The sequence below is a fragment of the Amycolatopsis aidingensis genome (genome assembly GCF_018885265.1).
GTDB lineage: Bacteria > Actinomycetota > Actinomycetes > Mycobacteriales > Pseudonocardiaceae > Amycolatopsis > Amycolatopsis aidingensis.
Genome location: NZ_CP076538.1, coordinates 2,754,038 through 2,777,305, shown reverse-complemented (window position 1 = coordinate 2,777,305; position 23,268 = coordinate 2,754,038). Strand labels below are relative to the sequence as shown.

Genomic DNA, 23,268 nt, shown 5'->3' with positions numbered 1-23,268 from the left:
CGCCACTAGGCCGAGCATACCGGAGGGTTTGTCCCCCGGTGCGCCAACCGTGTGTGGCGTGTTAATTAACGAGAGTAACGGCTGCCCCCGGGATCGCGCCACCACCCCACCCGAAATGGCCTAGAAAATTTTCCGGGTTCCGAAGATTAACGCTACTCGGGCGCACTGTCAGTGTACTCCCATCGAGTGGTGAGCGCCCCGAGCGCACCGAGCGTAACCGCGGCCGCGGTGGAGGCCCGCAGCACCGAAGGGCCGAGCCGCACCCCTTCGGCACCGGCTTCGACCAGCAGTTTCGTCTCCTCCGGCGCGATGCCGCCCTCGGGTCCCACGATCACCAGCAGCTCACCGGATTCGGGCAAAGGGGTGCCCGCAATCGAGTGCGGTGCCCCGGCGTCCAGGATCAGAGCCCGGGTGGCCCGGCGTACGGCCGCGGCCAGTGCCGGGGTGTCCACCGGCTCGCCGACCTCCGGCACCCGGGCCCGGCGGGCCTGTTTGGCCGCGGAGCGGACGGTGCCGCGCCATCGGGCCAGCGCCTTGGCGCCGCGGGGCCCCTCGTCCCATCTGGCCACGCACCGGGCGGCCCGCCAGGGCAGCAGGGCGTCCACCCCGGCCTCGGTGGCCAGCTCGACGGCCAGTTCCCCGCGGTCGCCCTTGATCAACGCTTGTGCGACGGTGACCCGCAGGGCAGGAGCGGGCTGCACCGCACGCCGTTCCACCCGTAGCTCGAGTTCGGGCTCGCGGCCGGCCCGGACGGCTTCGACCACGCAGTAGGCGATCCCGCCCGTGCCGTCGGAGAGGGCCAGTCGTTCCCCGGCACGGGTGCGCCGCACCGTGCCTGCGTGCCGGGCCTCCTCGCCGGTCAGCACGGTCCGCTCCCCCGCGGGAAGCTCGGCCACCAGGAACAGCGGCGGCGTGCTGTCCGGCACGCTAGCGGTGGCTCTTGGCGCGCAGCTTGGAGAACAGCCCGCCGTGCTTGCTGCCGTTGCCGGAGAGCGCCGACTCCTCGCCGCGCCGCTGGGCCAGCTCGCGCAGCAGCTCCTGCTGCCCCTCATCCAGCTTGGTCGGCACCACCACGTCGATGTGCACGTGCAGGTCGCCCCGGCCGTCGACCCGCCCGGAGGAGCGCAGCCGCGGCATGCCCTTGCCGGTGAGCACGACCTCGGTACCGGGCTGGGTACCCGGCTCGATCTCGATCTCGTGCTCGCCGTCGATCAGCGTCTCCATCGGGATGGTGGCGCCGAGCGCGGCGGTGGTCATCGGGACCCGGAGGTTGCAGTGCAGATCGTGCCCCTGCCGCAGGAAGACCTCGTGCGGTTCCTCGTCCACCTCCACGTACAGGTCGCCCGCGGGCCCGCCGCCGGGGCCCACCTCGCCCTGGCCGGACAGCCGGATCCGCATCCCGTCGCCGACCCCCGGCGGGATCTTGGCGGTGACATCGCGGCGCGCCCGGACCCTGCCGTCACCACCGCATTGCCGGCACGGGTTGGTGATCACCTCGCCGAAGCCCCGGCAGACCGGGCACGGCCGTGCGGTGACCACCTGGCCGAGGAAGGAACGCTGCACCGACTGGATCTCGCCCTGTCCGCCGCAGGTGTCACAGGTCTGCGTGGTGGCGCCCTCCGCGCTCCCGGCACCCCGGCATTGGTCGCAGAGCACGGCCGTGTCGACCGTGATCTCCTTGTCCACGCCGGTGGCGCACTCCTCGAGGGTCAGCCCGAGGCGGATCAGGGCGTCGGAGCCCGGCTGCACCCGGCTGCGCGGGCCACGGCCGCGGCCGCCGCCACCGCCGGTGGCCGCGCCGAAGAAGGCGTCCATGATGTCGCCGAGACCGCCGAAGCCGGCGAACGGGTCACGCGCACCGCCGCCGCTCGCGCCGTTCTCCATCGGGTCGCCGCCGAGGTCGACGATCTTGCGCTTCTGCGGGTCGGAGAGGACCTCGTATGCGGTCGTGACCTCACCGAACTGCCGTTGGGCGTCCTCGGACGGGTTCACATCCGGGTGCAACTCCCGCGCGAGCTTCCGGTAGGCGCGCTTGATCTCCTGATCACTCGCGTTCTTGGCTACCCCCAGGGTGCCGTAGTAGTCCCTCGCCACCGTACTTGCCATCCTCCACAGTTGGTCATGTACCGCACCGGCTAGCTGCCGACCAGGATCTGGCCGACGTAGCTGGCCACCGCACGCACCGCGGCGATCGTGCTCGGGTAGTCCATCCGGGTCGGACCGACCACCCCCATACCGCCGAGCAGCAGGTCGTCCATCCCGTAACCGATCGACACCACCGAGGTGCTGCGCATTTGCTCGTCTTCATTTTCCTCGCCGATACGCACCGTCACCGCACCGGGGTTCCGTGCGGCGGCGAGCAGTTTCAGCACGACGACCTGCTCCTCCAGCGCCTCCAGCACCTGGCGCAGGGAGCCGGGGAAATCCGCCACGTTGCGGGTGAGATTCGCCGTGCCGCCGAGCACCAGCCTTTCCTGCGGGTGCTCGACCAGCGACTCCACCAGTACCGTACAGACTCTGGTCATCGGGTCGCGCAACTCGGCCGGTGCCTGCTCGGGCAACTCGGCCACCTTCGCCGCGGCCTCGGCGAGCCGTTGCCCCGCCAGGGCCGAGTTCAGCACCGTGCGCAGCCGGGCAACGCCGTCCTCGGTCACCACGTCGCCGAGGTCCACGGCGCGCTGGTCCACCCGCCCGGTGTCGGTGATCAGCACCAGCATCAACCGGGCCGGGGTGAGCGAGACCACCTCCACGTGCCGGACCGTGGAATTGGTGAGTGTGGGGTACTGCACGACGGCGACCTGGCGGGTGAGCTGAGCGAGCAGCCGCACCGAGCGGCGCAGCACGTCCTCCAGGTCGATCGCGCCGTCCAGGAAGTTCTGGATGGCCCGCCGCTCGGCCGTGCTCAAGGGCTTGATCTCGGAGAGCCGGTCGACGAACATCCGGTAGCCCTTGTCGGTGGGGATCCGGCCGGCACTGGTGTGCGGCTGCGCGATGTAGCCCTCCTCCTCCAGCGCCGCCATGTCATTACGCACGGTGGCGCTGGACACACCGAGATTGTGCCGGTCGACCAGGGCCTTCGAGCCAACCGGCTCTTGGTTCGACACGTAGTCGGCGACGATGGCGCGCAGCACCTCGAACCGTCGCTCGTCGGTATTGGCCACCCGCACCTCCGTTTCGTCGACCCGGGCCTCGGAGCCGCCCGATCCCGAGTTTACGGACTTCACCCGTGTCCAGGCCCCGGCCGGGTTCCGAGCAAGCAACGGAGCAGAGTCTCAGGAGGTCACCGCGCCGCGGTCGAGCTCGAGGCTGGCCAGATCGGCGGCCGCCCTTCCGGCAGCCCAGCCCGCTCCGTCCCGTACGAAGCCCGCCTTCTTCTCGTAGAGGAAGCCGCCGAACATCTCGTCGACCGCGGCGTCCACCGCCTCGCCACGGTCGGCGAGCACCGGCAGCAGCCGCGGATCCTCCACGAGGTCCCGGGCGGCGGCCTCCTGGGAGGTCAGGCGCTCACCGATCCGGACGGCGTACGCGATCAGGAAGGACTTCCGGAAGGAGCGCGTGCGGGAGCCGCCGGTGCGGGTCTTCTGACTGCCCTCGGCCACCATGGCCTTGGTCGCCTGGACCAGCAGCGACGTGACCAGCAGCTCGACGATCTCCAGGTCCATCTCCTCGCCGACCAGCGAAACGAAGCCGATCTTGTCGTGGTGCACCGCGCGCGACCGGTTGGCCTCGGCGATCACGTGCACCAACTGCGCCTTGGCGTCGGCGTACGGGCTGTCCAGCCAGACCCGGCGGGAGGTGGCAACCTGCGGCTGATGCGTCTCCGCGTCGAGCAGCGCACGTTCGAAGGCGTGCCGGTTCATCAGCTCCTGCGCCTTCGCCGACAATGCCTCCGCTTCCTCGGGGTAGTCGGTGGACTCCGCCTTGGCCAGCAGCGCGCGGACCCTGGACAGCACCTTCTGGTCGACACCTGTCACCGCCGCGTGCCGGGTGGCGGTCCCCGGCAGCGGCAGGATGCGCGGCAGCTCTGGCAGCGAGACCAGCAGGCCGAGCAGCGTGATTACCGTGACGACGGCCTGCTCCATGCCGACACGCCGGCGCTCGGCCCACTGCTCGAGATACGGGCGGGACTCGTCCCACCAGCGGACCGCCTCCAGCTCCCCCAGCTGGTCGGCCCATCGCTCGTGCACGCCGGCCGGGGCGTACTGGGCGTGTTCGGCCGCGATGGCATCGATGACCAGCCCGGCCGCGCGGGCATCGAGGCGGCGGCGGGTGACCTGCCAGAGGTCGACCGGCAGCCAGCCGCGTTCCCACAGGCCGCCGAGCACCCAGCCGAACGCCAGGCCGGCCCCGGCGCAGAGCGTCGCCCGCGGGACGCCGGACCGGGCGCTCGCGAGCTCCGCGGCGTAGGCGGCCGGCGCGGACTGGTCACCGTGCAGGTGCGCGTTCGCCGCCGCGAGCAGCGTCGTGGCGACCCGCTCACCCGCCGTGGGCGGCGCGGTCCCCCGACAGCGCGGGCAATCGCAGTCCTCCCCGGCATAGCCGCCTCGCGGCGGAGTGGGACCACGTCGCTGCCGGGCCCGCTCCTTCGCCTTGGCGCCGCGCTTCTCCCGATTCCGTCGGCTCATGGCCACCCCCTCCGTCTCGCGTGATCGAAGCGGGACTCACGGTAGCGGAGGGCTACGACATTCCGACCGGGCACGGGATCGGGCAGCGGGCCGGACGAAGGGACCGGGCGCAGACAAAGGACGCGGCCACCGCGCCCCTCCCACTCGCTTCGGCGAGGTTGATATCGCGGTGGCCGCGTCCCTGATCACCCCCAGTGGATCAGTTGTCGTAGTACAGGTTCCAGTCCAGGATGTCCTCCTGGCAGTAGTACACGCTCCACTTGCCGGCATCGAGCCCCCACTCGCCGACGGAACGGCACTCACTGAGCGTCCAGTAGTCGTCGTAGAACTTCATGCCGTTGATCGTGGCCTGGCCGTCCGGCTGTGCCGTGGTGGCCGCGTTCGCAGGCAGTGCCGCCACGGTCATGGCGGTGAACGCCAGACCGAGCCCCACGGCGGCCTTCCTGACAAGCCCGTTCGATCGCATGGACTTCCCCCTTACCTGTCATCTCGGTTCCGCGGCGGCGCGGTTGTGCACCACCGCGCCTGCGATCTCCACACTGGCCTGCCCGCCCTGCACGCACCCTGTGCGGACCTTGAACCGGTGCGCAGAGTTCCGATATGCAGGGTTCACGCAGTCGACCCCGGAGGAACGACGTGGCGGTCACGTTCGGCGTGCTCGGCGAGATCGAGGCATGGCGCGACGACAAGCCCGTCGAACTCGGCCACCTGCGGCAGCGATGCGTGCTCGCGGCGCTGCTGGCCGATGCCAACCGGGCCGCCTCCGCGGACCAGCTGGTGGACAGGGTGTGGGGTGACCGGGTTCCGGACCGCGCCAGGCACGCGCTCTACAGCTACCTTTCCCGGCTGCGCAGGGCGTTGCGCCCGGAGGTGGAGATCACCCGGCGGTCCGGCGGCTACCTCCTCGTCGTCGACGAGGGGGCCGTGGACCTGCACCAGTTCCGCGAACTGACCGAGCGGTCCCGGTCCGCCACCGGAGACGGCGAGGCAGTGGACCTCCTGGACCGGGCGTTGCGGCTGTGGCGAGGCGAGGCGTTCTCCGGCCTGGACACGCCCTGGTTCACCCTGCTGCGCAACCGGCTGCACGAGGAGCGACTCACCGCCCGGCTCAGGCGCAACGACCTCGCGTTGCGCCTGAGCCGGCATGCCGAGCTGGTGCCCGAACTGCTCGATGACGCCGCCGCGCATCCGCTGGACGAGCACATCGCTGGCCAGCTGATCCTGGCCCTGTACCGCGGTGGCCGCCAGGCCGAGGCACTGGAGCACTACCAGCGGGTACGCGAGCGGCTGGTGACCGAACTGGGCACCGACCCGGGACCCGAGCTGCGGGCACTGCACCAGCAGGTGCTCGCCGCCGACCCGGACCTGGCCTCGCCCGCGGCGGCGGAGGAGGCGGCAGCCGTGGCGGTGCCCCGGCAGCTTCCGGCCCCGCCGCCGCTGTTCGTCGGCCGCGCCGACGAACAGGGGCGGCTCGACGCGGCGCTGAGCACCGGCGACGGCACGGTGCCGGTCGCCACGATCAACGGCCCCGGTGGCATCGGCAAGACCTGGCTCGCCCTGCGCTCGGCACACCGCCACCTCGGCCGGTTCCCGGACGGGCAGCTGTACGCGAACCTGCGCGGCTTCGATCCGAAGAACGAACCGCTGGAAGCCGCCGATGTGGTGCGCGGATTCCTGGACGCCTTCGGGGTACCGCCGGAGCGGGTACCAGACGGCTTCGACGCACAGGCGGCCATGTACCGCAGCCTGCTGGCCGACCGCCGCGTGCTGGTCGTGCTGGACAACGCGCGGAATACCGAGCAGGTGCAGCCGCTACTGCCGGGCAGCCCGGGCTGCCCGGTCCTGGTCACCAGCCGCGACCGGCTGGCCGGGCTGGTGACCACGCACAACGCCCTGCCGATCGCGCTGGACACGTTGACCGGCCCTGAGGGCACGGCCCTGCTGGCCGGCAGGCTCGGCCGGGAGCGGGTGGCGGCAGAACCGGAGGCGGTGTCCGATCTGATCGACCGGTGCGCCCGGCTACCGTTGGCGCTGGGGATCGTGGCGGCGCGGGCCACCACCAACCCGGGCCTGTCCCTGCGGGCACTGGCCGACGAGCTGCGCGGAGAGCGGGACCGGCTCACCGCGCTCGAGGCGCTCACCACGGACGAGACCGCCACCGACATCCGCGCCGTGACCTCCTGGTCGTACCACGCGCTGGCCCCGCAGGCGGCCCGGCTTTTCCGGTTGCTCGGATTGCATCCGGGGTGGGACGTCAGCCTGCACGCCGCGGCCTCGCTCGACGGGAGTGACCTGTCCACGACGCGCAGGCTGCTCGAGGAGCTGACCCGGACACATCTGCTGGAGCAGCACGCCCCTGGCCATTACCGCGCGCACGACCTGCTCCGCGCCTACGCCGCGGAACGCGCAGCCGAGGAGGAGACCGAACCGTCCCGGCAGGCGGCCACCCACCGCCTGCTGGACCACTACCTGCACACCGGTTTCGCCGCCGAACGGCATCTCGCGCCGCACTGGGAGGCGATCGCCCTCGCTCCGCCGCTGCCCGGGGTCACCGCGCGAGAGGTCGCCGACTACCCGGAGGCGATGGCGTGGTTCAGCACCGAGCAGCCGAACCTGCTCGCGGCCGTGGACCACGCCGTGCGGGAGGGCTTCGACACGCATGCCTGGCAACTGCCCTGGACGTTGAGCACCTTCCTGAACCGGCAGGGCTACTGGCGGCACCGGGCCGCCACCCAGCAGACCGCGCTGGCGGCGGCCGACCGGCTCGGTGACCGTACCGCCAAGGCCACCACCCATCACCTGCTCGGGCGCGGATACGCCATCCTGGGCGAGGACCACAAGGCGCGCACGCATCTCGACCGTGCGCTCACCCTGTTCGGCGAGCTCGGCGACCGCACCGGCCAGGCAACCACCCGGTTCTCCTTCAGCCAGCTCAGCGCGCAACAGCAGCGGCCGACCGAGGCGCTGGAGCACAGCAGGCATGCGCTCGAGCTGTACCGGGACACCGGCAACAAGGTGTGGGAGGCGTTCGCACTCAGCGCCGTCGGCAGGTGCGAGGCCATGCTCGGGCAGGACCGGCGGGCACTGGCCCACTGCCACGAGGCCCTCGAGCTGTTGCGCGTCCTCGGCAACCGGGACGGGCAGGCGCACACCCTGCACGGCATCGGCTACGCGCACCAGAACCTTGGCGAGCACGCCCAGGCCGCCTCGTTCTACCAGCGGGCCGCGCCGCTGTTCCGGGAGCTAGGCGACCACTACCACGAGGCCACCGCGCTGCGCTGCCTCGGCGACGCCCGGCACGCAGGCGGGGAACCACAGCGGGCCCGCGAAGCCTGGCAACGGGCGCTGGACATCCTGGACGGCGTCGGCCACCCCGACGCCGACGCCGTCCGTGCCCGCCTCGCGTCCTGAACGTGGCGTTGCGGACGTCAGTCGCCGCGAACGTGGTGTTTGGGACGTCCAACGTCTCGAACGTGCCGTTCAGGGCTCGCGGCGGGTGGTGTCGGCTGGGAAGGCCAGGTTGACGCCGGCATGCGACTGGTCCGGCCAGCGTTCGGTGACCACCTTGGTCCGGGTGTAGAAGTGGAAGCTCTCCGGCCCGTAGGCGTGGCTGTCCCCGAACAGCGAGTCCTTCCACCCGCCGAAGGAGTAGTACCCGACCGGTACCGGTATCGGCACGTTCACCCCGACCATGCCCACCTCGACGTCCTTCTCGAACCGGCGGGCCGCCGCGCCGTCCGCGGTGAAGATCGCGGTGCCGTTGCCGTAGGCGTTGTCGTTCACCAGCTCCACCGCCTCCTGGTAACCGGAGGCCCGCACCACGCACAGCACCGGGCCGAAGATCTCGTCGGCGTAGATGGACATCCCTGGCCGGGCGTGGTCGAAAAGGCTCGGGCCGAGCCAGAAGCCTTCCCTTGCCCCGTCCGGCTGGACCGTACGGCCGTCCACCACCAGGGTGGCGCCCTCGCGGACACCGGCGTCCAGGTAGCCGGCGACCCGGTCCCGGTGCGCGGCGGTGACCAGCGGGCCCATCTCGGAGTCCGGCTTGCGGCCGTCACCGACCCGGATCCGGCCGATCCGCTCGGCGATCCGGGCCACCAGGTCGTCGCCGACCGGGTCCACCGCCACCACCACGGAGACCGCCATGCACCGCTCCCCCGCCGAGCCGAAACCGGCCGAGACCGCCGCGTCCGCTGCCAGGTCGAGGTCGGCGTCCGGGAGCACCACCATGTGGTTCTTGGCGCCGCCGAGGGCCTGTACCCGCTTCCCGTGCGAGGTCGCGGTCTGGTAGACGTAACGCGCGATCGGGGTCGAGCCGACGAAGGAGATCGCCCGCACCTGCGGATGCTCCAGCAGCCCGTCCACGGCGACCTTGTCCCCGTGCAGCACGTTCAGCACGCCAGGGGGCAGCCCGGCCTCGGCGAACAGCTCGGCGAGGAACACCGCGGCCGAGGGATCCTTCTCGCTCGGCTTGAGCACCACGGTGTTGCCGCAGGCGATCGCGCTTGGCACGAACCACAGCGGCACCATCGCGGGGAAGTTGAACGGGGAGATGACCCCGACCACCCCCAGCGGCTGGTGTGCGGAGTGCACGTCGACCCCGGTGGAGACGTTGCCGCTGAATCCGCCCTTGAGCAGCTGCGGGGCCCCGCACGCGAACTCCACGTTCTCCAGTCCCCGCTGGACCTCGCCCGCGGCGTCGGACTCCACCTTCCCGTGCTCGGCGCTCACGATCCTGGCCAGCTCGTCCCTGCGCGCGGCCAGCAGCTCGCGGAAGGCGAACAGCACCCGGCTGCGCGCGGCCAGCGAGGTGTCCCGCCAGCCGGGCAGTGCGCGGCCCGCGGCGGCCACCGCCGCGGCGACCTCGGTATCGCCCGCGAAGTCCACCCTGGCGGCGAGCTCGCCGGTGGCCGGGTCGAACACCTCCCCGGTCCGCTGCGCGGTGCCCGCCCAGGGCTGCCCGTCGATCCAGTGGCTGATGCGCCGGTCGGTCGAGTGGTTGGTCGAGTGCGTCACGCCGTTCGTTCCTCCTGTGCCTTCGCGAAGGCGGCGCCGAGGATCTCCAGTGCCTCCTCGGTCTCGCCGCCGGTCAGCGTCATCGGTGGCGCGAGGCGGATCACGTTGTTGTGCAGCCCGCCCTTGCCGACCAGCAGGCCACGCCTGCGGGTCTCCTCCAGCACGATCCCGGCCGCGGGCTGGCTCGGCTCGTGCGAGCCGGGCTCGACCAGCTCGACGCCGATCATCAGCCCCTTGCCCCGCACATCGCCCACCACGTCATAGGGCTCGGCCAGCTCGCGCAGGCCGCCGATCAGCCGGTCCCCCAGCTTCGCGGCATTGCCCTGCAGGTCGTGTTCGAGCAGGTAGTCCAGGGTCGCCTTGGCGCCCGCAGTGGACACCGGGTTGCCCCCGAAGGTGGAGATGGAGTTGGCCTGCAGGCAGTCCATCAGCTCGGCACGGGCCACCACCCCGCCGATCGCGAGGCCGTTGCCGAGTCCCTTGGCGAAGGTCATCACATCCGGGGTCACCCCGTGCGCTTCGATCCCCCAGAAGTGGTCTCCGGTGCGGCCCCAGCCCGTCTGCACCTCGTCGGAGATCAGCAGGATGCCGTACTCGTCCAGCACCTCCTTGAACCCGGCGAACAGCCCGTCCGGTGGCACGTTGAACCCGCCGACGCCCTGGATCGGCTCGGCGATCATCGCGGCCACGTCCCCGGAGGTGGTGGTGCGCAGCACGTCCCGCAGGTCCGCGACGCAGGCCTCGACGTACTCCGCGTCGGAGAGCCCGGCGAAGGCGTCCCGGTAGCGGTAGCCGCCGTGCACGTAGCTGACCTTGACCGGGGACAGCGAGCTGGCCGACCAGCCCCGGTTGCCGGTGATCCCCACGGTGCCGAAGGCCCTGCCGTGGTAGGAGTTGCGCAGCGCGAGAATCTGGTTGCTGCGCCGGTACTGGGTGGCCAGCATCAGCGCGGTCTCGTTGGCCTCGGTACCGGAGTTGGTGAAGAACACCTTGGCGTTCTCGATCCCGGACAGCTCGGCGATCTGCTCGGCCAGCTCCACCTGGCTGCGGATCAGGTACAGCGTGGAGGTGTGCAGCACGCCGGTGTCCAGCTGGCCGCGCACCGCGTCGGAGATCTCCGCGATGCCGTAACCGATCGCGTTGGTCAGGATCCCCGCGAAGAAGTCCAGATAGGTCTGGCCGTCGGCATCGGTGACGTGCCGTCCGCTGGCGCGCACGATCTCGATCGGTTCCCGGTAGTACAGCGCCAGCCACTCCGGCAGCACCGCCTTGTGCCTGGCCAAGAGCTCCGCGTCGGGCATTCCGGTTCCTCTCCCAGCTGAGTTCCGCCGTCTACCAGCGAGTCTGCTGGCGGGCCGCGTTGACACGCCACCGGCAACGTGTACGGACTCCGGCGGTCGGCCGTACAGTCTGTGCCTGTGTATCCGACCGTGGCGGAGGTGCTGGCACTGCCCGTGATCCGGCACGGCGGCCCACGGGTCGCGGCCGGGTCGGCGGGACTGGACCGCAGGGTGCGCTGGGCCCATGTCGCCGAACCCGCCGATATCGCGCGGCTGCTCCGGGGCGGTGAGCTGGTGCTGACCACCGGTATCGCCCTTCCGGATGACGACGCCGCGCTGACCAGGTACGTTGACGAGCTGGCCGAGGTCGGGGTGGCTGGCCTGATCGTGGAGCTGGTACGGCACTGGCACGAAACCCTGCCGGAGGCCCTGGTCGCCGCCGCCGAACGGCACGGGCTCCCCCTGGTCACGCTGTCCAGGGAGACCCGCTATGTCGCGGTCACCGAGACGGTCAACGGGCTGATCGTGGACGCTCAGGTCGCCGAGCTGCGCGCGGCCGAGCGGGTGCACCAGACCTTCACCGCGCTCACCGTGTCCGGCGCCGAACCGGCCGCGGTGCTGCGCGAGGTCGCCCGGATCACCGAGCAGCCCGCGGTGCTGGAGACCCTGGCCCATCAGGTGATCGCCTACGACGCGGCGGGTACCGACCCGGCCGAGCTGCTCGCCGACTGGGTGCGGCGCTCCCGGGCCACCCGGCTCGGCGAGCGAACCGGCTACCACGCCGAGGCGGGCTGGCTGGTCACCATCGTCGGCGCCCGCGGGCACGACTGGGGCAGGCTGGTCATCGTCTCCGCGGAGCAGCCGCCGCACCGGCATGTCGTCGTCGCCGAGCGCGCGGCCTCCGCGCTGGCGGTGTACCAGCTCCTGGCAAGGGAAGGTGACAGCCTGGAACGGCAGGCGCACCGTGCCGTGCTGGCCGAGCTGCTGGCCTCCCCGACGCCACCGGCCGAGCTGGTGGCGCGGGCGGCGGCGCTGGGCGTGCCGCTCACCGGAAGGCAGCTCGTCGGCGCGGCCATCCGGCCGTGGATCGGGGCGCATACACACACCGGGCAGCGCGCCTCCCTGCAACCGGCGCTGCGCGAACTCGCCGAGGCCGCGGCGCTGGCGGCGCGGCGGGCGAAGGTGCCCGCGCTGGTCGCCGTCACCGAGGCCGCCGACGCGACCAGCAGCCCGGACGCCAGCGTGCGCGCCCTGCTGTCGCTGTCCGAGGACGCCGACGCCGACGCGGTGGCCGACCGGCTGGCCGCCGAGATCCACCAGGCCCGTGGCACGGCGCCCGCGGTGATCGCGGTGGGCACCACGGTCACCGGGGCGGGGGAGGCGGGCCGCAGCCTCACCGAGGCCGCGCATGTGGCCGCCGCGGTGGAACCGGCGGACACCGGGCAGGAGTCCCGCGGGGTGCACCGGCTGGCGGACGTCCGGCTGCGCGGTCTGCTGCACCTGCTGGCCGAGGACGAGCGGGTGGCCGCCTTCGCCACCCGCGAGCTGGGTGCGCTGCTGGAGCGGGACGCGGCGGCCGGCAGCAGGCTGGTGCAGGCGTTGCGGCACTTCTGCGCGCACGGCGGCAACAAGTCCGCGGCAGCGGCCGCGGCGCACACCTCCCGCACCGCCTACTACCAGCAGCTGGCCCGGATCGAGCAGGTGCTCGGGGTGCCGCTGGAGGATCCGGAGTCGATGCTCTCGCTGCACGCCGCGCTGCTGGCCCACGACATCCGCAGGGCACGCGGCTGTGAGTCCTACTAGCTCGCGGATGCGCGGCAAGCTCGGCCCGGGTCTCCTAGCACACGTCCGTGGACCACGATCGAGCCACCAGAATCACTCGACCGGGATCACAGTGCTCGGCACCGGCCTGCCGATATCCCCGATATGGCACTGTTCCCCATCGAACCCCTCGCGGCCTGCGCGCTCACCCTCGCGTGCATCGGAGGGCCCGACACCCATGCCGGCTCCGAGTTCACCCTCACCACCGAGACCGCCGACGGTGAGCGCAGCTCGGTGACCCTGGAATGCCAGCCCTCCGGCGGCACGCATCCCGAACCCGCCCTCGCCTGCCGCTCGCTGGCGCTGGTGTGGGGCGACTTCGAAAGCCTTGACGACCACCCGACCCGGCAGGTCTGCACCCTCGAACTGGCCCCGGTGCAGGCGGAGGCGCACGGGCACTGGCGGGGCGAGCCGGTCGCCTTCAGCACGACCTACTCCAACCCCTGTGTCGCGCACGCGATGTCCCGCGGCGTGTTCCAGCCCTGATCCGGACCTGACGAGGGCGGGGTGCCGGTTGCCCGCGCCCGGCAACCGGCACCCCGCCCCGTTCATCCGGCCGCGGCCGGATCTGACCCCCGGTCAGTACCGGTAACTACGGAGTGGTGATTCCGAGGGTGTAGCTACCGGAGCCGCTGTATGCATGCACGACGTACCGGTAGTAGCCCGCAGTGCCGGAGTAGTTCACCTGCTCGTCCGGCCCCGGGCTGGTCGACCTGGCCACCGTGGTCCACGTTCCGGTCCACTTCTGCAGGTACAGATCGAAGTCGGCGCTGGACGGACCGGCCAGGCAGCCGCTGTGCGTCCCGGAGGAGTCCGACCGGTAGTACTGCCCGTTCGGCTGGTAGGCGACGCCGCCGGAGGTCAGCGATCCGGTCAGGCTGTCCTCCGCACCCGAGCACGGATTGTCCGGCGGGTCGGGCGGGTCGCCGGGACCGCCGTCCCCGGTCACCAGGCTGAGGCCGTAGGTCTGCAGGATCTCGTTCACCGGCTGGAAGTAGGTGGTGCCGCCGGAGCTGCAGTTGCCCGAGCCACCGGAGGTGACGCCCTGCGCCTGGTTACCGGCCAGCAGCGAGCCGCCGGAGTCACCGGGCTCGGCGCACACGCTGGTGCGGATCAGGCCGCTGACGGTGCCCTGCGGGTAGCTCACCGAGGAGTTGCGGGCCTGGATGGTCCCGCAGTGCCAGCCGGTGGTGGAGCCGGAGCGGCAGACCGTGGAACCCACCGGCGCCTCCTGCGAGCCGGCAACGGACACCGTGCTGCCGCTGTAGTTGTTCACCACGCCCTGCGGGGTCCAGTTGGAGTTGGTGGCCACCCAGGCATAGTCGTTGCCGGGGAAGGAGGACCCGCGGAAGGTGCCCTGGGAGACCCGGTTCGAACCGGTGGTCGTGGCGCCGGTGTTCCCGCAGTGGCCCGCGGTGACGAAACCACCGTTCACCGAGAACCCGACCGAGCACCGGCTGCCGCTGCTGATGTGGTACGCGTCGCCGCCGCGCACGTCGTACAACGGCCGCGGCGCCTCGGTGGTCTCGTTGATCCGCACCGCCTCGCCGGTCAGCCCGCGGCCTGCGGCGAACCGCTGCGCCGCGGCGGCGCCGCCGGGCTTGGTGTTGATCACGACCTGGTTCGCCTCGACGTCGGCATACCAGCCGGTCACCGCGCGCGGGGCCAGCGCCTTACCCGCGTCCAGCCGGGCGACCTGCGCGTCCAGGTCCGCCTTGCTGTCGTCCACGACCTTCGGCTCGGCCCCCGCGGCGCGCACCTTCGCGGCCTGCGCCGGGTTGGTCACCGCCACCACGAGCCGGTCGTCCCCGCGCGGGATCCACGCCCCGCCGAACGCCGAACCGAGCTGCTTGCGCAGCCGCTGCTCGAGCTCGCCCGCGCGGTGCTCGGCCGCGAACCGGGCCTTGGCCTGTCCCTCGCTCAGGCCGAGATCCCGTTCCAGTGCGGCGAACACCTCGGTGGGCACGCCGGCGGTCGCCGCGTTCTCCTCCGCGGCCGCGCCGGGTGCCGCGAACAGCACCGTGGTCGCCGCCGTCATCGCCATGGCGGCCACGGCAGCGATCGCCGCCCGTGGCTTCGCCAGTGCTGGTAGACGCATTGTTTCTCCTTATGTGCAGGGGTGCGCGCGGCGGTGGCGGCCGGTGATGATCACGCCACCGCCGCGGCGAGGAGAAACGTACGCAGCGGCTGCCCTGATCGGGTACTACGGTTTCGGTTATATCGGGGACATGATCGTCACGAGCGGGCGCAACGCCCGGTCGGCGTCAGCGGGTGCTGGTGGCGACCGGATCGAACGCGGGGTGCTCGGCCAGCCAGCGCGGGTAGCGGGGGTTGCGCGTGATCGCGTCGGTATAGGCCTCCCGCGCGTGCGCGACCACGGTCTCGGCGAACTCGGCCGCGGGCGAGGCCGGATTCCAGCCGAGCAGGTGCCGCCAGGTCAGCGGCGTACCGGCCAGCGGCACCACGGCAAGGCCCGGCATCAACCGGAACGTTGGCTGGCACAGCACCGCGGCGTGCCCGCCCTGGGCGAGGTCGATGCAGGTGACGATGTCCACCTCGCTGAGCAGGCTCGGGGTGAACCCGGCCCGGGAACAGGCGGCGGCGAAGCAGTCCGCGAAGCAGCCGTCCCCCGGGGTGTGTGCCCAGCGCATCCCGGCGAGGTCGGCGAGCTCGACCTCGGGCCGGTCGGCGTTCGGGTCGTCCTCGGACAGCACCACGAAAATCGGCTCCACCGCGATCGAGGCCCACACCAGGCCGTGCTCGGCAGGCGCGCTCGCGTCACCGCACACCCCGGCGATCGCGAAGTCGCTGCGCTGCGCGGCAACCGCCTCGGCCAGTTCGGTGGCCGACCAGGACACCTGGGTGGTAACCAGCGCATGCGGGAACTGCTTCTCCAGCCGGTTGGTCAGCCCGGTGAGAAACGGGACGCCGACCGAACCGAACCGGAACTGCTGGATGGTCGCGCCCGGACCGGCACCGGCGAGCCTGCTGGCGTCGGCCTGCAGGTCCGCCACGGCAGGCAGCAGCACCCTCGCCCGCGCCAGCACCAGTTCGCCCAGCGCGGTGGGCCGCGCGCCCCTGCGGTCCCGCTCGAACAGCGCGCCGCCGAGCAGTACCTCGATCCGTTGCAGTTGCGCGGTCAGCGCGGGTTGCGCGACGCCGAGCGCGGTCGCCGCCCTGGACACGCTGCCGTGTTCGGCGATCGCACAGACCGTTCGTAGATGCCGCAACTCCAGCCGCATTCCCACAAACTAGTCCGTGTTCGCCCCGCGCGCGACAAACTGTCCGCCCACTTCAGCAATGGTGAACAGTCTGTCAGTCCCACCGGCGCGGCGGACCCCGGAAGATTCCGTGATGGCGCAGGTTCAGCACCCCGACGGCCGGATCGAACTCGCCGATGCCACCTCGGTTCACGGTAGCCGGTTCTACAACGCCGAGCTCGCCCCGGTACCGATCGAACGACGCACCTGGACTACCTACAACTACTTCGCGCTGTGGATGGGGATGGCGCACAACATCCCCTCCTACCTGCTCGCGTCCGGGCTGATCGCGATCGGGATGAACTGGGCGCAGGCCTTCCTCACCATCACTCTCGGCAACCTGATCGTGCTGGCCCCGATGCTGCTGAACAGCCACGCCGGGACCAAGTACGGCATCCCGTTCCCGGTGTTCGCCCGCGCGTTCTACGGCATCCGCGGGGCGAACCTCGCCGCCCTGCTGCGCGGGTTCATCGCCTGCGGCTGGTTCGGTATCCAGACCTGGGTCGGCGGTAGCGCGATCTTCGTCATCCTCGGCAGGCTGATCGGCGACTCGTGGACGGGCGCGGCCGAGGTTTTCGGGCAACCATGGACGATGTGGCTGGGCTTCCTGCTGTTCTGGGCCTTCCAGATGGTGATCATCTGGCGCGGGATGGACGCGGTGCGGCGGTTCGAGAACTGGACCGCACCGCTGGTGACCGTGGGCTTCCTGATCCTGCTCGCCTGGGTGCTGGTCAAGGCAGGCGGCCTCGGCCCGATCTTCTCCCAGCCCTCGCGGCTGGGCTGGGGCGCGGACTTCTGGACCGTGTTCGCCCCCTCGCTGATGGGCATGATCGCGTTCTGGGCGACCCTGTCGCTGAACATGCCGGACTTCACCCGGTTCGGCTCCAGCCAGCGCAGGCAGGCCTGGGGGCAGATACTCGGCCTGCCGACCACGATGTCCTTCATGGCCATCGTGTCGATCATGGTCACCTCCGGCGGGATCGTCATCTACGGCGAGGCGATCTGGGACCCGGTGGAGCTGGCCAGCCGGTTCGACTCACCGGTGGTCGTGGTGCTCTCGCTGCTCATGCTCGGGCTCGCCACCGTCTCGGCGAACCTCGCGGCGAACGTGGTGAGCCCGTCCTACGACTTCTCCAACGCCTTCCCGAAACGGATCAGCTTCCGGGTCGGCGGGCTGATCACCGGCGTACTCGGCATCGCGATCCAGCCCTGGCGGCTGATCTCCGATCCGAACATCTACATCTTCGCCTGGCTCAACTTCTACGGCGGCGTGCTGGCCGCGGTGGCCGGGGTGCTGGTCGCGGGCTACTGGGTGCACACCCGCACCCGGCTGGAGCTGGCCGAACTGTTCACCGAACGCGGCCGGTACTGGTTCCGCGGTGGCTGGAACTGGCGCGCGCTGGTGGCCTCGGCCGTCGGTGCGGTGCTGGCCGTCGGCGGCGCGTACTCCGAGCCGGGTGCGGGCCCCTTCCCAGCCGACGGCCTGATCCCGCCGCTGCGGATGTTCTACGACTACAGCTGGCTCGCGGGCCTGGCCGCCGCGTTCGTCGTCTACCTGCTCCTGTCCGCGGGCCGGAGCGGTTCCGTACACACCACCGAGCACAGCACCAAGGAGGGCACAAGTGACCGACCTCGTGAGAGCCGGACTGATCCAGCAGCGGTGGACGGGTGACAAGGACTCCATGATCGCCGGCGCGGTCGAGGCGATCGGCACCGCGGCCTCCCAGGGCGCGCAGGTGGTCTGCCTGCAGGAGCTGTTCTACGGCCCGTACTTCTGCCAGGTGCAGGACACCGACTACTACTCCTACACCGAGCGGATCCCGGACGGGCCGACCACCGAGCTGATGCGGGAGGTCGCGCGGCGGCACGAGGTGGTGCTGATCGTGCCGATCTACGAGGTCGAGCAGCCGGGGATCTACTACAACACCGCGGCGGTCATCGACGCCGACGGCCGCTACCTCGGCAAGCACCGCAAGAACCACATCCCGCAGCTGAAGGGATTCTGGGAGAAGTTCTACTTCCGTCCGGGCAACCTCGGGTACCCGGTCTTCGACACCGCGGTCGGCCGGATCGGCGTCTACATCTGCTACGAGCGGCACTTCCCCGAGGGCTGGCGGGCACTCGGGCTGGCCGGGGCGCGGATCGTGTTCAACCCCTCGGCCACCAGCAGGGGGCTCTCCCAGCATCTGTGGCGGCTGGAGCAGCCAGCCGCCGCTGTTGCCAACGAGTACTACGTGGGGGCCATCAACCGGGTGGGCGTGGAACCGTTGGGCGACAACGACTTCTACGGCCAGTCCTACTTCGTCGACCCGCGCGGGCAACTGGTTGGCGAGGCGGCATCGGACACCGAGGACGAGGTGCTGGTCCGGGATCTGGACATGACCAAGCTGGCCGAGGTACGCGACCTGTGGGCGTTCTACCGCGACCGCAGGCCGGACAGCTACGACTCGCTGACCCAGGCGTAAAGGAGGTCGCGCATGCGAACGCTGATCAGGGGCGGCACGGTACTCAGCTCGACCGGTGCCGCCACGGCCGATGTACTGGTCGAGGACGAGCGGGTGGCCGCCGTGGCCGCGCCGGGCGTGTTCGGCGCGGAAGCGGTGGACACCGTGCTCGAAGCCACGGACAAGTACGTGCTGCCCGGCGGGATCGACGCGCACACGCATATGGAGATGCCCTTCGGCGGCACCTTCTCCGCGGACACCTTCGAGACCGGCACCAGGGCGGCAGCCTGGGGCGGCACCACCACGATCATCGACTTCGCCGTGCAGAAGAAGGGCACCTCCTTACTGTCCACACTGGACACATGGCACGGTAAGGCCGAGGGCACCTGCGCCGTGGACTACGGCTTCCACATGATCGTCTCCGATGTCAACGACACCACGTTGAAGGAGATGGAGTCCTGCATCGGCGGCGGCGTGACCAGTTTCAAGATGTTCATGGCCTACCCTGGCGTCTTCTACTCCACCGACGGGGAGATCCTGCGCGCCATGCACAAGGCGACCGAGACCGGGTCGACCATCATGATGCACGCCGAGAACGGGATCGCCATCGACGAACTCGTCGCCGCCGCACTGGCCGACGGCAGGACCGACCCGGTGCAGCACGGCCTGACCAGGCCGCCCGAGCTGGAGGGCGAGGCGACCTCGCGGGCGATCACGCTGGCGCGGGTCACCGGCGCGCCGCTGTACATCGTGCATCTCTCCGCCGCGCAGGCGCTGGCCGCGGTGGCACAGGCAAGGGACACCGGGCAGAACGTGTTCGCCGAGACCTGCCCGCAGTACCTCTACCTCTCGATCGACGACCTGGCGAAACCGGGATTCGAGGGCGCCAAGTACGTGGCCTCTCCCCCGCTGCGGGAGCAGCACCACCAGGCCGACCTGTGGCGCGGCCTGCGCACCAACGACCTGTCCGTGGTGTCCACCGACCACTGCCCGTTCTGCTTCAAGGACCAGAAGGAGCTGGGCCGGGGCGACTTCAGCAAGATCCCGAACGGGATGCCCGGCGTCGAGCACCGGATGGACCTGCTGCACCAGGGTGTGGTCGCCGGGGAGATCTCGCCCGCGCGCTGGGTGGAGATCAGTTCGACCACCCCGGCGCGGATGTTCGGGCTGTACCCGCGCAAGGGCGTGATCGCGCCGGGCTCGGACGCCGACATCGTGATCTACGACCCGGCCGGGCGGCAGACGATCTCCGCGCGAACCCATCACATGAACGTGGACTACTCGGCCTACGAGGGCTTCCAGCTCACCGGGAAGGTGGACACCGTGCTGTCCAGGGGCAGGGTGGTCATCGCGGGCGGCGAGTACCACGGCTCGGCCGGGCACGGCCGGTTCCTCGCTCGCGATCTCTGCCAGTATCTCAACTAGGGGGCAGGTCATGGATTTCGGCGTGGTGTTGCAGACCGACCCACCCGCCCGCGAGGTCGTCCGGCTGATGACGGCCGCGGAGGGCGAGGGCTTCGGGTACGGATGGACCTTCGACTCCTGTGTGCTGTGGCAGGAGCCGTTCGTCATCTACTCCCAGATCCTGGCGGCCACCTCCGCCATGGTGGTCGGGCCGATGGTCACCAGCCCTGTTCCGCGGGACTGGTCGGTGACCGCCTCGCTGTTCGCCACCTTGAACGACATGTTCGGCAACCGCACGGTCTGCGGGATCGGCCGCGGGGACTCCGCGCACCGGGTGGTCGGCAAGCCGCCGTCCACGCTGGCCACCCTGCGCGAGTCGATGCGCGTGATCAAGGAGCTGGCCGAGGGCCGCTCGGCGGTTCTCGGCGATACCCCGGTGCGCCTCCCGTGGGTCCGGGACGGCAGGCTCGAGATGTGGATGGCAGGCTACGGCCCGAAGGCGCTGAAGCTCGTCGGTGAGCAGGCAGACGGGTTCATCCTGCAGACAGCCGATCCGGCGATCGCGCGCTGGACGATCGGCTCGGTGCGGGCCGCCGCGCGGGAGGCGGGGCGCGACCCGGCCGGCATCACGATCTGCGTGGCCGCGCCGGCCTACGTCGGCACCGACCTGCCGCACCAGCGCGAGCAGCTGCGCTGGTTCGGCGGAATGGTCGGCAACCACGTGGCCGACCTGGTGGCGCGGTACGGCGACAGCGGCACCGTGCCGCGGGAGCTGACCGACTACATCGCGGGCAGGCAGGGCTACGACTACGCCCATCACGGGCGCTCCGGCAACCCCTCGACCGAGTTCGTTCCGGACGAGATCGTCGACCGGTTCTGCCTGCTCGGCCCGGCCGCCGCGCACCGGGAACGGCTGGCCGAACTGGCGGAGCTTGGCGTGCACCAGTTCGCCGTGTACCTGATGCACGACCGGCGCGAGGAGACTCTCGCCGCATACGGCAAGGAGATCATCGCCGAACTCGCGCACTGAGCCGGGCCGCGAGCGGTAGGGTCAGCCGGCATGGCAACGGATGAACGACCGGACCTCGACCGCCCCAGTCCCGGCCGGGTGTACGACTTCCTGCTCGGCGGCACCAACAACTACGCCGTGGACAGGGAGTTCGCCAGGGCACAACTCGAGGTGGCGCCGGGGATGCGCGATTTCGCCCTGGCCAACCGGGCCTTTCTGGGCCGTGCCGTGCGCTACGCCGTGGCGGCCGGTATCCGCCAGTTCGTGGACCTCGGTTCCGGGCTGCCCACCCAGGGCAATGTGCACGAGGTCGCCGACGAGGCGGCACCGGGCGAGGCCAGGGTCGTCTACGTGGACAACGAGCCGATCGCCCACGCGCACGCCCGGATCCTGCTGGAGGACACCGCGGATCCGGCCCGGCACCGCGCCCTGCACGGCGACTTCTTCGACCGGGACCGGTTGTGGCGGCAGGTACTGGACCAGGGTGTGCTCGACCCCGGCGCACCGGTGTGCCTGCTGGCGGTGGCGCTGCTGCACTTCATGCCGCCGGAGCGGGAACCGGAGCAGGCGCTGGCGTTCTACCGCGACCAGCTGGTCCCTGGCAGCCTGCTGGCGCTCTCGCACGGCAGCGTGGCCGAGGCCGACCGGCAGCGGCAGGCCGAGGCCAGGAAACTCGGCGACAACTACGCCCGGCAGACCCGCAACCCCGTTCACGTCCGGAATCACACCGAGGTCACCGCGCTCTTCGGCGACTTCGAACTGGTCGAACCCGGCGTGGTCTGGCTGTCGGAGTGGCGGCCGGAGGAGCCCGACCCGGCCCCCGCACATTCCGGCGCGCTGGCCGGGGTGGCGCGCAAGCTGTGAGCGATCAGCCATCGTACCGGCATTCGGAGTATTTCCGGGCGTTTCTCTTGCCAGGCTCGCAAGGTCAACAGTAGGGTGCCGATGTCCCAATATAAACATTGGGAGAACTGGGGTTGAATATTCGGTTCTCGACGAACCGCGAACTGGGGAGTTCCTGATGAGGAAAAAGATTGTACTGGCGGCTGCCGCTGCGCTGGGACTGGCACTCAGCACCGGCGCGACCGTGGCACAGGCCGACACATCGCAGGCATCATCGTTGGACAACGCACCATCGGTGAACGTGTCGGTCCTCTCGGCCAACGGTGAGGCAGGCGTGCAGGCGGAATGCTACTACCCGATATATTCGCCGGACCGTGGCGCGATGGTGTGCTTCCAGCCCTACGGTGAACACCTGTACATCTGTGATGCCAAGGCAGACGGGCACCACCCGGTCGCCCGGTACTACCGCAGCGACAAGTCCGGCAGGAAGGTCAAGCACTCGACCTATCCGAACCCGCAGTGCCTCGACCACAATCTGTCCATTCCGGAGTCCGGCTGGATCAATTACCAGGCCTGCAACTACGAGAAGAAGACCGCACTGAGCTGCAGCGCCTACCGCGGCCGCGTCTCCGCCGGATAACCGATCGGAACACAGAACGGCTGAGCGCCCACCCGGGCGCTCAGCCGTTCTGTGCCTTGTTCTCGGCCGCCTTTTCCTCCCGCCATTGCTCGTCGTTCTTTCCGCGGCGCCAGTAGCCGGAAATCGACAGCAGGTCCCTGCGCACGCCACGCTCGTCCAGCAGGTGTCTGCGTAGCTCGCGCACGAAACCCGCCTCGCCGTGCACGAACGCCTGCACGGTTCCGCCGGGGAAGTCCAGCTCGCGCACCGCGGCCACGATGTCCTCGCCCGCGCAGCGGTGCAGCCAGCGCACCTGCGCCTCGCCCTTGGTCGCCAGTGCCTGCTCCTCGGCGGCGTCGGCCACCTGCACCAGTGCCCGCACCGGGGCACCGGCCGGGATCGCCTCCAGCGAAGCGGCGATGGCTGGCAGCGCGGACTCGTCCCCGACCAGCAGATGCCAGTCCGCCTCGGCGCTGGGTGCGTATGCCCCGCCGGGGCCGAGCAGCAGCATCTCGTCCCCCGGCTGCACCCGCGTGACCCACGGCCCGGCGAGGCCCTCCTCCCCGTGGTATACGAAGTCGATGGCCAGCTCGCCCGCCACGCGGTCCAGGTAGCGCACGGTGTAGGTACGAGCCCGCGGCCAGTGCTCGCGCGGCAGCTCCGCGCGGATCACGTCCATATCGAACGGCTCGGGGTAGGTGACGCCAGGCACCGGGAACAGCAGCTTCACATAGCAGTCGGTGAACTCGTTGCCGGGGAAGGCCGCGAGCCCCTCCCCACCGGCCACGACCCGGATCATGTGCGGCGTAATCCGTTCGGTACGCAACACCCGAAGCCGGGTCAGCGGCCGGCTCTTGCGTGCCGGTCGGTCCGCCATTCGTCACTCCTCCACTGCCGCGAGATTCCAGAGCTAAGGCTAGCCTAAATCACGACGGTAACCTATGCAC

General features: G+C 70.8%; 19 protein-coding genes. 9 read left to right on the top strand and 10 right to left on the bottom strand.

The window, feature by feature from the left end:
* Nucleotides 1-152 precede the first annotated feature (152 nt).
* From KOI47_RS13020 to KOI47_RS13000, 5 genes are all read right to left on the bottom strand, one after another.
* Nucleotides 153-926, bottom strand: a complete 774-nt coding sequence (locus tag KOI47_RS13020) for a 16S rRNA (uracil(1498)-N(3))-methyltransferase (protein ID WP_216216227.1) — start codon at nucleotides 924-926, stop codon at nucleotides 153-155.
* 1 nt (nucleotide 927) lies between these two features.
* Nucleotides 928-2,094 (bottom strand): molecular chaperone DnaJ, encoded by a 1,167-nt coding sequence (gene dnaJ / locus KOI47_RS13015; protein WP_216217278.1) that lies wholly within the window; start codon nucleotides 2,092-2,094, stop codon nucleotides 928-930.
* 41 nt (nucleotides 2,095-2,135) lie between these two features.
* Nucleotides 2,136-3,161: a heat-inducible transcriptional repressor HrcA gene (gene hrcA, locus KOI47_RS13010; RefSeq protein ID WP_216216226.1), complete on the bottom strand. Its 1,026-nt coding sequence runs from the start codon at nucleotides 3,159-3,161 to the stop codon at nucleotides 2,136-2,138.
* A 111-nt stretch (nucleotides 3,162-3,272) separates the two neighbouring features.
* A complete protein-coding gene (locus tag KOI47_RS35530; RefSeq protein WP_232376713.1) occupies nucleotides 3,273-4,625 on the bottom strand; it encodes a DUF2786 domain-containing protein in 1,353 nt (450 codons plus the stop codon).
* A gap of 199 nt (nucleotides 4,626-4,824) precedes the next feature.
* Nucleotides 4,825-5,091 carry a hypothetical protein gene (locus tag KOI47_RS13000; protein ID WP_216216225.1) on the bottom strand — a complete coding sequence of 89 codons (267 nt, stop codon included), beginning with the start codon at nucleotides 5,089-5,091 and terminating at the stop codon, nucleotides 4,825-4,827.
* 170 nt (nucleotides 5,092-5,261) lie between these two features.
* Between KOI47_RS13000 and KOI47_RS12995 the strand changes: the two genes are divergently transcribed.
* Nucleotides 5,262-8,036: an AfsR/SARP family transcriptional regulator gene (locus KOI47_RS12995; RefSeq protein ID WP_216216224.1), complete on the top strand. Its 2,775-nt coding sequence runs from the start codon at nucleotides 5,262-5,264 to the stop codon at nucleotides 8,034-8,036.
* A gap of 69 nt (nucleotides 8,037-8,105) precedes the next feature.
* Here the strand turns inward: KOI47_RS12995 and KOI47_RS12990 are convergent, their stop codons facing one another.
* Both KOI47_RS12990 and KOI47_RS12985 read right to left on the bottom strand, forming a co-directional pair.
* Entirely contained in the window at nucleotides 8,106-9,641 is a 1,536-nt protein-coding gene (locus tag KOI47_RS12990) for a CoA-acylating methylmalonate-semialdehyde dehydrogenase (RefSeq protein WP_216216223.1), read from the bottom strand.
* A complete protein-coding gene (locus KOI47_RS12985) occupies nucleotides 9,638-10,942 on the bottom strand; it encodes an aspartate aminotransferase family protein (protein WP_216216222.1) in 1,305 nt (434 codons plus the stop codon). The genes KOI47_RS12990 and KOI47_RS12985 overlap by 4 nt, the downstream gene beginning before the upstream one ends.
* 117 nt (nucleotides 10,943-11,059) lie before the next feature.
* Between KOI47_RS12985 and KOI47_RS12980 the strand changes: the two genes are divergently transcribed.
* The gene (locus KOI47_RS12980; protein WP_216216221.1) at nucleotides 11,060-12,724 is read left to right on the top strand and encodes a PucR family transcriptional regulator; all 1,665 of its coding nucleotides are present in this window, start codon (nucleotides 11,060-11,062) and stop codon (nucleotides 12,722-12,724) included.
* Nucleotides 12,725-12,847: 123 nt separating this feature from the next.
* A complete protein-coding gene (locus tag KOI47_RS12975; RefSeq protein ID WP_216216220.1) occupies nucleotides 12,848-13,228 on the top strand; it encodes an SSI family serine proteinase inhibitor in 381 nt (126 codons plus the stop codon).
* Nucleotides 13,229-13,334: 106 nt separating this feature from the next.
* On the opposite strand, the gene KOI47_RS12970 is transcribed toward KOI47_RS12975, so the two are convergent.
* Nucleotides 13,335-14,840: a S1 family peptidase gene (locus KOI47_RS12970; protein ID WP_232376712.1), complete on the bottom strand. Its 1,506-nt coding sequence runs from the start codon at nucleotides 14,838-14,840 to the stop codon at nucleotides 13,335-13,337.
* 166 nt (nucleotides 14,841-15,006) lie between these two features.
* Entirely contained in the window at nucleotides 15,007-15,984 is a 978-nt protein-coding gene (locus KOI47_RS12965; protein WP_216216219.1) for a LysR family transcriptional regulator, read from the bottom strand.
* Between the two features lie 112 nt (nucleotides 15,985-16,096).
* Between KOI47_RS12965 and KOI47_RS12960 the strand changes: the two genes are divergently transcribed.
* The 6 genes from KOI47_RS12960 to KOI47_RS12935 all read left to right on the top strand — a co-directional run bounded on the left by KOI47_RS12960 (nucleotide 16,097) and on the right by KOI47_RS12935 (nucleotide 22,342).
* Nucleotides 16,097-17,674 (top strand): NCS1 family nucleobase:cation symporter-1, encoded by a 1,578-nt coding sequence (locus KOI47_RS12960; RefSeq protein WP_216216218.1) that lies wholly within the window; start codon nucleotides 16,097-16,099, stop codon nucleotides 17,672-17,674.
* On the top strand, nucleotides 17,625-18,467 hold the full coding sequence (locus KOI47_RS12955; RefSeq protein WP_216216217.1) for a nitrilase-related carbon-nitrogen hydrolase: 843 nt from the start codon (nucleotides 17,625-17,627) through the stop codon (nucleotides 18,465-18,467). Before KOI47_RS12960 ends, KOI47_RS12955 begins: the two co-directional genes overlap by 50 nt.
* A gap of 12 nt (nucleotides 18,468-18,479) precedes the next feature.
* Nucleotides 18,480-19,871, top strand: coding sequence for a dihydropyrimidinase (gene hydA, locus KOI47_RS12950; protein WP_216216216.1), 1,392 nt, complete (start codon nucleotides 18,480-18,482; stop codon nucleotides 19,869-19,871).
* 10 nt (nucleotides 19,872-19,881) lie between these two features.
* Entirely contained in the window at nucleotides 19,882-20,880 is a 999-nt protein-coding gene (locus KOI47_RS12945; protein WP_216216215.1) for a TIGR03842 family LLM class F420-dependent oxidoreductase, read from the top strand.
* A 30-nt stretch (nucleotides 20,881-20,910) separates the two neighbouring features.
* Nucleotides 20,911-21,723: an SAM-dependent methyltransferase gene (locus tag KOI47_RS12940; protein WP_216216214.1), complete on the top strand. Its 813-nt coding sequence runs from the start codon at nucleotides 20,911-20,913 to the stop codon at nucleotides 21,721-21,723.
* Between the two features lie 157 nt (nucleotides 21,724-21,880).
* The gene (locus KOI47_RS12935; protein WP_216216213.1) at nucleotides 21,881-22,342 is read left to right on the top strand and encodes a hypothetical protein; all 462 of its coding nucleotides are present in this window, start codon (nucleotides 21,881-21,883) and stop codon (nucleotides 22,340-22,342) included.
* A gap of 40 nt (nucleotides 22,343-22,382) precedes the next feature.
* On the opposite strand, the gene KOI47_RS12930 is transcribed toward KOI47_RS12935, so the two are convergent.
* The gene (locus tag KOI47_RS12930) at nucleotides 22,383-23,198 is read right to left on the bottom strand and encodes a siderophore-interacting protein (protein ID WP_216216212.1); all 816 of its coding nucleotides are present in this window, start codon (nucleotides 23,196-23,198) and stop codon (nucleotides 22,383-22,385) included.
* Nucleotides 23,199-23,268: the final 70 nt, after the last annotated feature.